A 13,568-nucleotide genomic window follows, 5' to 3' on the forward strand; every position below is an offset into this window, starting at 1 on the left:
ATTGAGCGTTGAAGTTTTAGTTCAGGGTTTGGTTATTAGAAGACACGGGCTTCCCACAATCGCCTTGTCGCTTTATGCTAATCGGTGTGAGCAATGCGAGATACCATCCTGCCTGGGAGGATGACCTAAGCTAGGGCAAGGATGACAGAGACAGTCTGGCATCGCGCTGTGTCAGACGAAAAGAGCAGGGAGTACGCAGGGGTAATACATTTCCGCTGGAAATACATGCTGACTCAATTGATGCTTTCCACGGTTATGCTGATCAAATGTGTTGATTATTAACATGTTGCGTGAATTTGATGAAGTGCGTGTAGATAGATGATTGATTACTTACTCCTTTTTGCTAAAAAAAGCATGAAAAGCTTTGACTTATGCCATATCATTGTTTAATTTGAGTTATAGAATGATAAAATAATGTCAGAGCGTTTCGCTTGCTGCCATTATTGTTTCCCATACATCGTTCTGTGCCGTGTGCGAAGCACAAGACGGCCACCATCCAACTTAGACCTGCCGTGCATCGAAATGAGCGGCCAGTCTGACAGCTCTGATCAATCTGAATTTTGCGTCTGGACAGCAGGCAAAAGCCTAAAGGAGTTAAAAAGAAAATTTTTTATTCAATTACTAAAAGGTTTTAGCAGTTCAAAATTATGGCTATTTTAAACTAATTAATTCTATGAAACAGCGATTTACAAAATTGTTCGACAACAGCTGTACGAAGAACAGAAGGCTGGTGCTCTGCGCCGGAATTCTCTCTTTCACGGTGTGTGCGGAGATGTCCGCGGCGTCAGTGCTAGCCGCGGCAAAGTACCCGGCGCGTGCCCTGTCTGTGGCAAAGGCGTACGAAACACCCGTGCGGGGCACGGTGAAGGACGAAAAGGGTATGGCACTGCCCGGTGTGACGGTGGTATTGAAAGGCACTACTATAGGCGCCAGCACCAACATGGAGGGTAAGTTTGAGCTTATGCTTCCGGACGGAGCAAGTAATAATATACTGGTGCTTTCCTTTATTGGCTACACTACCCAGGAAATTGCCGTAAACGGGCGCTCTACCATAAACGTGACGCTGCAACCAGATAGTAAAGCTTTAGAGGAAGTGGTAGTAGTAGGGTATGGCACGCAGAAAAAATCTGATGTGACGGGTTCTGTGGGTGTGGTGAGTGCAGAAGAACTGTTAAAGGCACCGGTAACGAACGCCCTGCAAGGCTTGCAGGGGCGAGTGGCAGGCGTGAACGTGAAGCTCAACTCCGGCTCCCCCACCAGCAGCCCCCGCGTGGTGATTCGGGGTGTCGGGACTATCAACGCCTCCTCTGGGCCGCTCTACGTGGTGGATGGCGTGGTGATGGAGGACATTCAATTCCTGAACCCGAATGACATACAGAGCATGGAGGTGCTGAAAGACGCTTCCTCCACGGCAATTTATGGTGCCCGCGGTGCCAACGGCGTTATTCTGGTGTCTACCCGCCGGGGTGCGGCCACAGAAGGCATCACTGTGGGGTATGACGGCTGGGTGAGCGTAGGGCATATGCGCAAGAAAATGGACCTGCTAAACGCTGAGGAATGGCTGCAGGTGGTAGAGACAGGTATGGCCAATACTTCTAAATACCGGCCCGGCGTTACACCTACATTCACGAAAAATGACCCGCGGCTGTTCGACTCGAGTGGTAGGCCGCTGTATGATACCGATTGGCAGGAAGAGGCAACCCGAACCGCCGTATCGCACAACCACCAGGTGTCGCTGCAGTCTAAATCTGAAAAATCCTCTTTCGGAACGTTCCTGAACTACGCCAAGCTGGAGGGCATCATGCTCAACAGCTGGCTGGAGCGGGTAAGCGGGAAAGTGGCTTACGATGCCACACCTAAAAAGTGGCTGTCGGTGGGTACCAACCTGTTGGTAAACTATACTACCGAAAACGAGGCCGAAGAGGGAGGCGGGCACCAGATGCCGCGCAGAAGCATGATCGAGATGTCGCCTATTTTTCCGGTTAAATTTCCGGACGGAACCTGGAGCAACAGCAGCATGATCAGTGACGCTTATAACTTGGAGGGTATGGCCAACCCAGTGCATGTGCTGGAAACGCAGGAGCGCCTGCGTGAGCGTACGCAGCTGTTTGGCAACACCTATGTTACCTTCCATTTGCTGCCTGGTTTGGATTTAAGAACCCAGTTCGGCTTCGACAGGCATAACCGGAACTCCAAAGAGTACTACCCGACGGATCTGCTGAATATTTCCTCCCCACTAGGACGCGCTGCCCTGGGAGGCGAAAAGGTAAACTATTGGCAAGAGGAAACTTACCTGTCTTACAATAACGAGTTCGGCAAGCACAGCCTGAACTCGGTGCTTGGCCTAAGCTGGCAGGAGCGCACTGTGGAGGGCAACTGGGTGGAGGCCAGAGGCTTCGCCGATGACTTCTTCAAGTATAACCGCATACAGGCGGCCAGTCAGCCGGGTGCCCCAGAGTCGTACTACGACAAGTGGGCGATGAATTCGTACTTCCTGCGCAGCGGATATGCGTACGACGACAAATACCTCATCACGCTGACCGGCCGTGTAGATGGGTCTTCGCGCTTCGGGGATAAGAACAAGTATGGCTTTTTCCCATCCGTGGGCCTGGGATGGGTAGTCTCAAACGAGCCTTTCCTGCAGGACCTTGGCCAGCTTAACCAACTGAAATTGCGCGCCAGCTTCGGCATCACGGGTAACACCGAGATCCCAACCTACCAGTCATTGGCCACTGTGTCATCGGGTACGGTACTCATCGGGGGAGGGCGTGCCTCGCAGAGCTACCTGAACAGGCTGCCAAACCCAGACCTGAAGTGGGAGCGGACCAAGCAGTTTGACGTGGGCTTTAATACCCGCCTGTTCAACCACCGGGTAGAGCTGGAGTTTGACTATTACTACAAGCTGACGACTGACCTTTTGCTTGACCGCCCGGTACCCCACTCAACAGGTTACGCTGCTGTGCGTGACAATATTGGCTCGGTTTCAAACCGTGGCGTGGAATTGCTCCTGACGACTACAAACATTGAGGCAAGCGATTTTAGCTGGCAGACCTCCCTGAACCTGAACTACAATAAGAACAGGATTGAGAAACTGGGTGAAAACGACGAGGATATTGAGCCAGGCCCTTGGTGGGTATCGGGCAGCCAGACCATCCTGCGCGTGGGCGAGTCGTTGAGCTCCTTCTGGGGGTATGAGCGCCTGGGAACCTGGGGAACCGATGAGGCCGAGGAAGCTGCGAAAGTTGGCGCTGTGCCCGGCGAGGCCAAGCGCGCTACGCAAAAGTCTATCCTGGGCAAAGGCCTGCCTGACTGGTCCGGAAGTTTGATAAACACCTTCAAGTACAAAAACTTCGACTTCACCGCTGATCTTCAGTTTGTGACCGGCGTGGATATCCTGCAGCAGTTCTACCACTCCACCGAAGACCGCTCGGGCATTGCGAATGGCCTGCGCACCATCCTGACCGAGGGCTGGACACCGGACAACCAGGATACATTTGTGCAGGAAATCCGAAACCAGGCATATGCGGGCCAGAACAGCGAAATTGACAGCCGCTGGGTAGTGGACGGGTCCTACATCCGGGGTAACCTGTTCTCGCTGGGGTATAACTTCGACAACACGTTCCTGCCAAACCTGAACATGAAAGGGCTGCGGGTATATGCCAGTGTGCAGAATGCCTTTGTCATCCACTCAGACGATTTTCAGGGGTATGATCCGGAGGCAACCTCGTGGGGCGGCAACCAGTGGGGGCAGAACATTTTCTTCTTCCAGTACCCGAAGCCGCGCACCTATACCATGGGCTTCAACCTTAAATTTTAATCAACAGAGACAGCGAACGATATGAAAAAGATACATGCATTTATACTGCTGGCAGGGCTGCTCTGCTTCTCCTGCGAAGACTTTCTGGAGGAGAGGCCGAAGGATGAACTGGCTGCCAACCAGAATTTCACACAGCCGGCACATGCCTACAGCGCCGTAAACTCGCTTTACCGCACGGGCGCTCCGCAGCTGTATGACGGCGGTGTGTACAACGGCGCACAAGCCATGTTGGGCAATTACATGTCAGGTTTTTTCGATAACGAGTACAAGGGCCAGGAGGTGCATGTGCAGCACGCGCAGCAGCTGACCCTGAACGGAAACAACCTGAACGGCTACATGGGCAGTATCTGGGACAACATGTACCGGGGCATCTCACGGGCAAACAACGCCATCAAGTACATCCCGGACACACCCGGCCTGCAGGATAATGAGCGAAAGCAGCTGCTGGCAGAGGCGAAGTTTTTCCGGGCCTACGCCTACTTCAGCCTCGTGAAGATGTTCGGTGAGGTGCCGGTCATAACCGAGCCCTATGAATCGCTGGATAATCTATACGTGCCGCGCAATTCAGTGAAGGAGGTTTATAACCTGATTGAGAGCGACCTGAAGTATGCCGTAAACGACGGCGGCCTTTCGGACGCTGCGATGGCTAATAATGGTGGGCGGGTAACCAAGGGCGCCGCCGCCACCATGCTGGCAGACGTTTACCTGACGATGAGCGGTTTTCCGTTGCAGGAAAACAGGTATGCTGAGGCGGCTGCCATGGCCCGGAGCGTGATCCAGAGCGGCACCTATCACCTGACCCAGCACGATAGAGACGCTGCCGGCGGGGTAATTGCGGAAAACAGCGCCTATAACAAGCTGCGCAAAGCCGATGCCTCCCCGAACGAGCACGTATTTTACCACGAGTATGCTGTGGGCATTTCAGGCAGCAATTACCCGCAGTGGGCATACCCTGTGTCGATGGCGCAGCACGTAGCATACGCCATCACCAACGGGGCTTACCTGCCTGTAAATGAGTTCCTGCGGGGGTATGATGCCGCCAACGACCTGCGGGCACAGGAAAAGCAATACTTCCACTCAACCCTGAAGCTGGAAAGTGGTGAGACCAAAACCTTCGATACAGCTCCTTACATGTGGCACGACGACCAGGCTGTGAGAGAAACCGCCAGTTCTGGCAAGGATGCCGTGATTTATAGCTACTCAGATGTGCTGTTGATTGCTGCAGAGGCTATTTCGCGCTCGGAGGGCGTAACCGCCGAGGCCGTGGATTACCTGGCGCAGGTGAAGGGCCGCGCCTACTGGAAACAAGCCATCGGCACCATTAAGGCGGAACTCAGTGGCCTGTCAGCTGGCAACTTCGCAGAGGAGGTATGGGCGGAGAAGTTCAGGGAGCTTGTGTTTGAGTTCCGGCTTTGGTCTGATATTGTCCGGACGCGTAAATTTCCGGTAACGTCAGCCAGCAATCCCGGCAAGATTACCTACGTGGACGTGATCGGGCATACCAACCACTGGGGCAAGGCATTCGCCGAAAAGCACCTGCTCTTTCCGTTACCGGAGGCGGAGCGGCAGCGTAACCCAAGCCTTGGCGCGCAAAACCCAGGCTACTAAGCATCGCCCACTACCGCGCAAAGCACTGCCCGATTCTTTCAGGCAGTGCTTTGCCGGTATAGGGCAATGCCTTTTGTGTGTCTTTTTCGCTTGCCCAACAGACTCCGCCACTGTTTTCATAACAAGATAAAAGATAGGGCCTACGCCTTATTTTTCAGGTAAAAATAATTACTTTGAATGAGGGTTCGGTCAGGTGAATTATCTGCTAACGCTTTGGTTTTAAAACGGTATGGGCATAAAAGGTCGCTTCTCAACCTGCTGATATCCATGCCCTCTTTTCAGTGCCTATCAAAACAGCCTATGAAAAAAACGCTCTACTTAACCCTGATCATAATCCTTGTGGCCGGTAAGGCAATTTCGCAGCAGTACCAGCCAGACTGGGCCTCCCTGGACAAGCGCGAAACCCCAGCCTGGTGGACGGATGCCAAATTCGGTATTTTCATCCATTGGGGGCCGTACGCAGTGCCCGCCTATGCGCCCGTGGACGAGGTGGAGGGGGTATACGAGAAATACGCCGAGCATTACGAGAATCGGCTGCTCACCAAAAACGAGCTGTTCCTGAAACACCATACCAGGCACTACGGCGAGAACTTCACTTACCAGGATTTTGCCCCGATGTTCAAGGCTGAGTACTTTGACCCGGATAAATGGGCAGATCTCTTTCAGAAATCAGGCGCGAAGTACGTCGTGCTCACCTCCAAACACCACGACGGCTTTTGCCTGTGGCCCAGCGCCGAGAGTCCGCACTGGAACAGCGTGGCCATCGGTCCGCACCGCGACCTGGCCGGCGACCTGACCACTGCCGTGCGTAAGAAAGGACTGCGGATGGGTTTTTACTATTCGCTGCTGGAATGGAACCACCCGCTGTATGCCAAGGCCAGCCTGAACGAGTGGGTGGATGAGCACATGATTCCGCAGCTGAAAGACCTCGTGACGCGCTATAAGCCAGAGGTGCTGTTTGCAGACGGCGAGTGGGATTATACCAGCGACAAGTTCAAAAGCGAAGATTTCCTGGCCTGGCTCTACAACGAGTCGCCGGTGCGGGAAACGGTGGTGGCCAACGACCGCTGGGGAAGCGAAACCCGCAGCAAGCACGGCGACTATTATACTACCGAGTACGACCTCGTGCACAACACCAAAGGCATCGGCGAGGCCGGGTCGCACCCCTGGGAAGAGAGCCGGGGTATTGGCACTTCCTATGGCTACAACCGCTTCGAAACCACCGCCCATTACTTCACCTCCAAGCAACTCATCGACTTGCTGATAGACAAAGTGAGCAACGGCGGTAACCTGCTGCTCAACATCGGCCCGAAGGCAGATGGTATGATTCCGGTGATTATGCAGGAGCGGCTACTCGATATGGGGGAATGGCTGCAAGTGAACGGGGAGGCCATCTACGGCACCACGGCCTGGGCGCAACGGCCCGAGGATATGAAGGAGCAGCAGGTATTTTATACCGCCAAAGGAAAGGACCTGTACGTGATCTGCACCCAATGGCCCGAAAAACCAATCACGGTAAAGGGTATCAGCAAAGCTGGGAAAGTCAGCATGCTGGGCACAAAGGCAGCAGTCAGGTCATCCATCAAAAACGGGAAACTCACGCTCATACCCCCAACCCTTAACCCAGGAAATGTGCCCTGCGACCATGCCTGGGTATTTAAACTGGAGAACGTTACCACGAAGAGCCTATGAAAAAACTATACTTCCTCCCACTGTGCCTTGCCCTCATCGCGTCAGCGCCTGCTTTGTTCGCGCAAGCCCTGCCTACTCCGACAAACCGCCAGTTGGAGTGGCAAAAGCTTGAGACCACGGCCTTCCTGCACTTCACCGTGAATACCTTCACCGGCAGGGAGTGGGGCGACGGCACCGAAAGCCCACAGCTTTTTAATCCGGTTGATTTTGATGCCAGCCAGTTGGTGAAGACCCTGAAAGACGCCGGCTTTAAAATGGCGATCATCACGGCCAAGCACCACGACGGCTTTTGTCTCTGGCCGTCGAAGTATACCGACCACAGCGTGGCCAGCAGCCCCTGGAAGAACGGGAAGGGGGATGTGGTGAAGGCCATTGCGGATGCCTGCCGGGAACAGGGTATAAAGTTCGGCTTTTACCTCTCGCCCTGGGACCGGCACGAGCCGAGCTACGGCACCGCCGCTTATAACGACTTCTACAAAAACCAGCTGCGCGAGCTCCTGACCAATTACGGCGAGGTGGCCGAGGTATGGTTCGACGGTGCCAAGGGCGAGGACGCCAAAAACATGGAATACGATTTCGACGGTTACTGGCAGATGGTGCGGGAGTTGCAGCCACAGGCCGTGATGTTCTCGGATGCCGGCCCCGATGTGCGCTGGGTGGGCAACGAGTCGGGAAACGCCGGCGAAACCTGCTGGTCCACCATCAACACAACAGGCATGGCTCCGGGTGTGGCAGACGCAGGCTACCTGAATACCGGCGATCCGAATGGCGACAAGTGGATACCCGCTGAGACGGACGTGTCCATTCGGCCGGGTTGGTTTTACCACCCGGAGGAAGACAGCAAGGTGAAGTCCGGAAAGCAACTGGTGGACCTGTACTATAAATCCGTGGGCCGCAACAGTCTGCTGTTGCTCAACATTCCGCCAAATCCAAAAGGCGTTTTCGCGGAGCAGGATGCGCAAAGCCTGCATGCCTTCCGCAGCATCCTCAACGAAACCTTCAAGACAAACCTGGCCACTGGCAAGATCAACAAGAAACTGACGGATAAGACCCTCGGAACCTACCTCACCCTAAACCAACACCAACCGCGGGAACTAAATTTTAGAAAGGAGATTGCCTTCGACAGGGCCCTGCTGCAGGAGAATATTGCCACAGGGCAGCGCAACGCCAAAGCATTGCTTGAGTACTGGGACGGCAAAAGCTGGAAGGAGATCGAGCAGTTCACCACCATTGGGTATAAACGGCTGTTGCGCTTCCCGGAGGTGAAAACCACGAAAGTGCGGGTAACCGTGCTGGAGGCGAAAGGGCCTGTGCAGTTGGCAGAGGTTGGGTTTTACAAAGCCTCCGAAAGAGAATAACAGATGTATTAAACGATTGTCATTCACCATATAATCTTCACTTTCCAATGAGTTCAAGACGAAGTTTCCTTAAGCAGTCTGCAGCTACCCTGGCTGTATTCACCATCGTGCCCCGGTTTGTGCTGGGCGGAAAAGGCTACGTGGCACCCAGCGACCAACTGACAAAAGGCGTAATCGGGGTTGGCTCGATGGGGCGCAACCACTTCCCCTACGGCGACACCCGCGTGGTGGCGGTATGCGACGTAGACCAAAATCACCTAAAGAAAGCCGTTGACATGGTGGGGAAGGGCGTGAAGACCTTTACCGATTACAGAGAGTTGATTCAGATGCCGGAGGTGGACATTGTGCACATCGCCACGCCGCCCCACTGGCACGGCATTATGGCCACCGACGCGGCTCGTGCCGGCAAGGATATCTGGTGCGAGAAACCTATGACACGCACCATAGGCGAAGGAAAACGTGTGGTAGAGGCCGTGCAGCAGCACGGGCGCATCTTCCGGTTAAACACCTGGTTCCGTTTCGAGGATGTGTTTTATGGGATGGGAACGCCGGTAAAGCCGATCAAGAAACTCGTGGAAAGTGGCCTAATGGGCTGGCCCCTGAAAGTGACGGTGGGCCGCCAGACGGGGTATGACTGGAAATTTTATTGGGTGGGCAAAACGGACCTCGAGCCGATGCCCGTGCCACAGGAACTGGACTATAACATGTGGCTGGGCCCGGCTCCTTACAAGCCCTACAACCCACACCGTGTGCATGGCACCTTCCGCGGGTACTGGGATTATGACGGCGGCGGCCTCGGCGACATGGGGCAGCATTACATGGACCCGATCCAATACTTCCTGGGCAAGGACAACACCAGCCCTGTGTCGGTGGAGATAGACGCCCCGCAGCAGCATACCGATGCCGTGGGCACCTGGCGCCGCATTGTGTATACCTACGCCGACGGATGCCAGATCATCCTCGACGGCGAAGGCTCAGACGAGAAAGTGCCATACATCGAAGGGCCCAAAGGCAAGCTATACCCTGGCTTCCGCTCTGATATCCCGGACCTGAAGCGCAAACTGGCCGCTTTTCCGGACCCTGCGCCGCAGGTAACTGACTTCGTGCAGGCCGTGAAAAATCGCCAGAAATTCGCGCTGAACGAGGAAAACGGTCACCGTTCGTGCACGCTCGTGAACATGGGCCTTGCCGCCCTGCGCCTGGGTCGCTCCCTGAAATTCGACCCCGTAAAGCAGGAGTTTATAGACGATGAGGGGGCTAACCGCCTAGTATACCAGCCCATGCGCTCTGGCTGGACCATCGGGTAGCGCTGCGTTAAAAATCATGTACAGGATAATACATCAGAAACAGAATTATTTGAGCCTAACGGTATGAAAAATATAACACTACTTTTTATTGCGCTGCTCACGGTTTGCTCGGCTGCCATGGGGCAACGGAAAGACGACCAGCGGACACTAGCCACCCGCATTGCCGATGTGTTGGCCGAAATGCCTGCCAAAGACAAGGCACAATTGCAGGCAAGTATGGGCGAGGTGGCCTCTCTCGGCAAAGATGGCATCGTGGAGATGGCGACCATGCTCACTGCCCCCGGAAAGGGCGATAACTCGCGGCTGGAATATGCCTTGGGTGGCTTCTCTTATTATGTGATGCAGCAGGAGCGGGAGGACTGGCGCAGCATGAGCGTGGCGGCCTACTGCGAGTCGTTGGGCCGGGAGACAAACCCCGAGAGTCAGGCGTTTCTAATCCGTCAGCTGCAAGTGGTGGGCAAGGCCGATGCGGTGCCGTGCCTGCAGCGCTACCTCACCGATGAGCGGCTGTGCGCCCCGGCTGCCAATGCCCTCACCAGCATCAATTCGCCAAACGGAAACAATGCGCTCTTGCAGGCGCTCTCGGGTGCATCAGGCGATTGCCGATTGTCTTTGGTGGAGGCCCTGGGCGACACCCGTTACGAACAGGCCGTTTCAGCTATCACACCCTTTGCCACAAGTCCGGATGAGAAACTGAGAAAGCTGGCCCTTTATGCGCTGGCCAATATTGCGGCCCCCGGGTCGGAGGAGGTGCTGGCGAAAGCGGCTGAGGAAGACAGTTATACCTATGACAATGACAATGCGGTTGCCGCCTACCTGCTGTACGCCGAGCGCCTGAAGGAAAAAGGCCAGAAGGAGCAGGCTGAGAAAATCGCAACATCGCTGCTGCAGCGTGCCAGCCAGAAAACGCAGGCCCATACCCGCACTGCTGCGCTAAAACTGCTCACGGAGTTGCAGGGCGAGCAAAGCATGGCGCTGCTCCTGCGTGCCGCCACCGACCCGGACCCTGCCTACCGTGCCGCAGCCCTCAAGTTTGCCCCGGCCAACCTTACCCTGTCCACCACAGCCATGTGGCTAGATACGCAAAAGAAAGCTGCTCCCGAAGTGCGCGCCGGCATCCTGACGATGCTGGGAGACAACAAGGCCACGGCCGCGTTGCCAACTATAGAGAAAGCGCTGAAAAGCAAGGACGATGCGGTACGACTGGCTGCTATAGGGGCTGTCGGGAAATTAGGCGGAGAGCAAGCTTTGCCAAAGCTGTTGAAAGCCATGCGAAAAGGAGGTCCGGAAGAGGCACAAGCGGTGAAAAACGCCCTGCTGATCATGCCCGGCACCAGCCTGACAAGGGAAGTGGCCAACGCGCTGCCTAAAATGCCTGCAGAAGGCCAAGTGGCCCTGCTGGAAGTTTTGGGGGCCCGTGCCGCACAGAGTGAGATTGAAACGGTTTTTGAGTTTGCCGCATATAAAAACCCTGCGGTACGCATGGCGGCGTTATCATCGCTGGAGCCCATGGCTAACAAAGAAAACCTGCCCCAACTGTATACCCTGCTTCATAAAACAAATCAGGTAGAGGAGACCAACGCTGTGCAACAGGCAATTGTGGCTGCCCTGAAGCAGTATGATGCGCAGCAGGAGCAGGCAACACTCCTGCTGGCGCAGATGAAAAAGGCCCCAGCGGATAAAAGACCGGCGTACTTCAATGTATTGGCGGGCATTGGTGGAAAACAGGCATTGCAAACGGTATCTGACGCTTTCCAGAACGGCGATGCGGCCACCAAAAATGACGCTGTAACGGCCCTGGCCGCCTGGTCTGATGCCAGTGCAGCCAAGGAGTTGCTCCGCATCAGCCAGAATGCGGCCAACGCAACTTACCTGGATCAGGCGCTGACGGGTTATGTGCGCATGGTCAGCACGGCGGCATACCCTGCCGAGCAGAAACTGCTGCTGCTACGCGAGGGCATGGAGGTAGCGAACAATGCGGCGCAGAAGAAAGCGATTTTACAGCAGGTGGCGAAGAACAGGACCTTCCCAGCCCTGGTATTTGCCGGAAAGTATCTGGATGATCCTGAATTGAAGCAGGAGGCTGCGCTAGCTGTCATGAGCATTGCCCTTTCTAACAAAGCCTTTCAAGGGGATGTGGTAAGGGCGCATCTGAACAAAGCCATGCAGGCGTTGCAGGGGCCAGACAGCGAATACCAGAAACAGGCCATCCGAAAGTTCCTGGATGAAATGCCGAAAGGCGAGGGGTTTGTTTCGCTCTTCAATGGCAAGGACCTGACGGGCTGGAAAGGCCTGGTGGGCAACCCGATTGAGCGGGCGAAGATGGATGCGAAGACACTCGCTCAAAAACAACAGGCCGCCGACGAGGAGATGCGCCGCGACTGGAAAGTGGAGAACGGCGAGATCGTGTTTGTAGGCAAGGGGTATAACAACCTCACTACGGCGAAGAAATACGGTGACTTTGAACTATTCGTGGACTGGAAGATCTTTGACGAGGGCACGAAGAACGGTGACGCGGGCATTTACCTGCGGGGCACACCGCAGGTGCAGATGTGGGATACGGCGCGCGTGGCCGACGGGGCGCAGGTAGGTTCCGGCGGCCTTTACAACAACAAAGTGAACGAGAGCAAGCCGCTGAAAGTGGCAGATAATCCGCTTGGCGAGTGGAACAATTTCCGCATCCTGATGCAGGGCGACCGCGTGACGGTATACCTCAACGGGGAACTCGTGACAGACAACGTGATGCTCGAAAATTACTGGGACAGAGCCCAGCCTATCTTTGCGGAGGAGCAGCTGGAATTGCAGGCGCACGGTTCGCGAGTGGCTTATAGGGATATTTATATTCGCGAGATTCCCAGACCGGAGCCATTTAAGCTAAGTGCGGCCGAGAAAAAAGAGGGGTATAAAGTGCTGTTCGACGGCACCAACATGCACCACTGGCAAGGCAACACCACCGACTACGTGATCGAGAACGGGGAACTGGTGGTGCGCGAGCCTAAGTTCGGTAGCGGCGGAAATCTCTACACCAAAGAGGAGTATGGAGACTTCGTTTTCCGCTTCGAGTTTAAGCTGACGCCCGGTGCCAACAATGGCCTCGGTATCCGTACTCCGCTGGAGGGAGATGCAGCCTATGTAGGTATGGAACTCCAGATACTCGACAACGATGCCGACATCTACAAAAACCTGGAGCCCTACCAGTACCACGGTTCAGTATACGGCGTTATTCCGGCCAAGCGCGGCTACCTGAAACCGACAGGCGAGTGGAATTACGAGGAGGTGATCGTGAAAGGGAACAAGGTGAAGGTGATCCTGAACGGCACCACCATTGTGGACGGCGACATTGCGGAAGCCAGCAAAAACGGCACCCTGGACCATAAGGAGCACCCTGGGCTGAAGCGGGCTAAGGGGTACATCGGCTTTCTGGGCCACGGCTCCACGGTCTGGTTCCGGAACATCCGGGTGAAGGATTTAAGTAAGAAAGGCAATATGAATTTGTAAGCGATAAATCATTTGCGATGTCTAAAAGCTGCTTAGGGTTATCCGGTTTGCTGACCCATCCTTGCAAAGGGGGCGATTTTTCTCCTTTAAAATATTCGCATTCTGGAAGGGGTATGTTTGTACAAAGCGGTTAATTGCAGCCTGTAGTTAATAATGTTTGAATGACATTTGAATCTCCCTGTTGGCACTTTAAGTCGGCAGGGAGATTTTTTTTTCAATTCTGTTTCAATTATTCTTAAAGGCATTTATCGCATAGAATACAATTGAGATACATGCAGGTAAATGATT

At 54.7% G+C, this 13,568-nt stretch carries 6 protein-coding genes; all 6 read left to right on the forward strand.

All coding sequences use genetic code 11. From position 1 onward, the window contains the following. Positions 1 to 673: 673 nt before the first annotated feature. The 6 genes from ACXYMU_RS03195 (at position 674) to ACXYMU_RS03220 (ending at position 13,280) form a co-directional block, all read left to right on the forward strand. Positions 674 to 3,817, forward strand: a complete 3,144-nt coding sequence (locus ACXYMU_RS03195) for a SusC/RagA family TonB-linked outer membrane protein (RefSeq protein ID WP_458984904.1) — start codon at positions 674 to 676, stop codon at positions 3,815 to 3,817. 21 nt (positions 3,818 to 3,838) lie between these two features. Then, entirely contained in the window at positions 3,839 to 5,425 is a 1,587-nt protein-coding gene (locus tag ACXYMU_RS03200; RefSeq protein WP_458984905.1) for a RagB/SusD family nutrient uptake outer membrane protein, read from the forward strand. Between the two features lie 300 nt (positions 5,426 to 5,725). Continuing rightward, positions 5,726 to 7,117, forward strand: a complete 1,392-nt coding sequence (locus tag ACXYMU_RS03205) for an alpha-L-fucosidase (RefSeq protein WP_458984906.1) — start codon at positions 5,726 to 5,728, stop codon at positions 7,115 to 7,117. Beyond that, positions 7,114 to 8,475, forward strand: coding sequence for an alpha-L-fucosidase (locus tag ACXYMU_RS03210; RefSeq protein ID WP_458984907.1), 1,362 nt, complete (start codon positions 7,114 to 7,116; stop codon positions 8,473 to 8,475). The genes ACXYMU_RS03205 and ACXYMU_RS03210 overlap by 4 nt, the downstream gene beginning before the upstream one ends. 47 nt (positions 8,476 to 8,522) lie before the next feature. Then, positions 8,523 to 9,782, forward strand: a complete 1,260-nt coding sequence (locus tag ACXYMU_RS03215; RefSeq protein WP_458984908.1) for a Gfo/Idh/MocA family oxidoreductase — start codon at positions 8,523 to 8,525, stop codon at positions 9,780 to 9,782. Positions 9,783 to 9,845: 63 nt separating this feature from the next. Continuing rightward, the gene (locus ACXYMU_RS03220; protein ID WP_458984909.1) at positions 9,846 to 13,280 is read left to right on the forward strand and encodes a family 16 glycoside hydrolase; all 3,435 of its coding nucleotides are present in this window, start codon (positions 9,846 to 9,848) and stop codon (positions 13,278 to 13,280) included. Positions 13,281 to 13,568 lie beyond the last annotated feature (288 nt).

Source organism: Pontibacter sp. CAU 1760 (assembly GCF_054482735.1).

Bases quoted from the DNA above. Each gene is read 5' to 3' on its own strand.
- ACXYMU_RS03200 (WP_458984905.1), top strand. From the start codon at position 3,839: ATGAAAAAGATACATGCATTTATACTGCTGGCAGGGCTGCTCTGCTTC.
- ACXYMU_RS03205 (WP_458984906.1), top strand. From the start codon at position 5,726: ATGAAAAAAACGCTCTACTTAACCCTGATCATAATCCTTGTGGCCGGT.
- ACXYMU_RS03220 (WP_458984909.1), top strand. From the start codon at position 9,846: ATGAAAAATATAACACTACTTTTTATTGCGCTGCTCACGGTTTGCTCG.
- ACXYMU_RS03210 (WP_458984907.1), top strand. From the start codon at position 7,114: ATGAAAAAACTATACTTCCTCCCACTGTGCCTTGCCCTCATCGCGTCA.
- ACXYMU_RS03215 (WP_458984908.1), top strand. From the start codon at position 8,523: ATGAGTTCAAGACGAAGTTTCCTTAAGCAGTCTGCAGCTACCCTGGCT.
- ACXYMU_RS03195 (WP_458984904.1), top strand. From the start codon at position 674: ATGAAACAGCGATTTACAAAATTGTTCGACAACAGCTGTACGAAGAAC.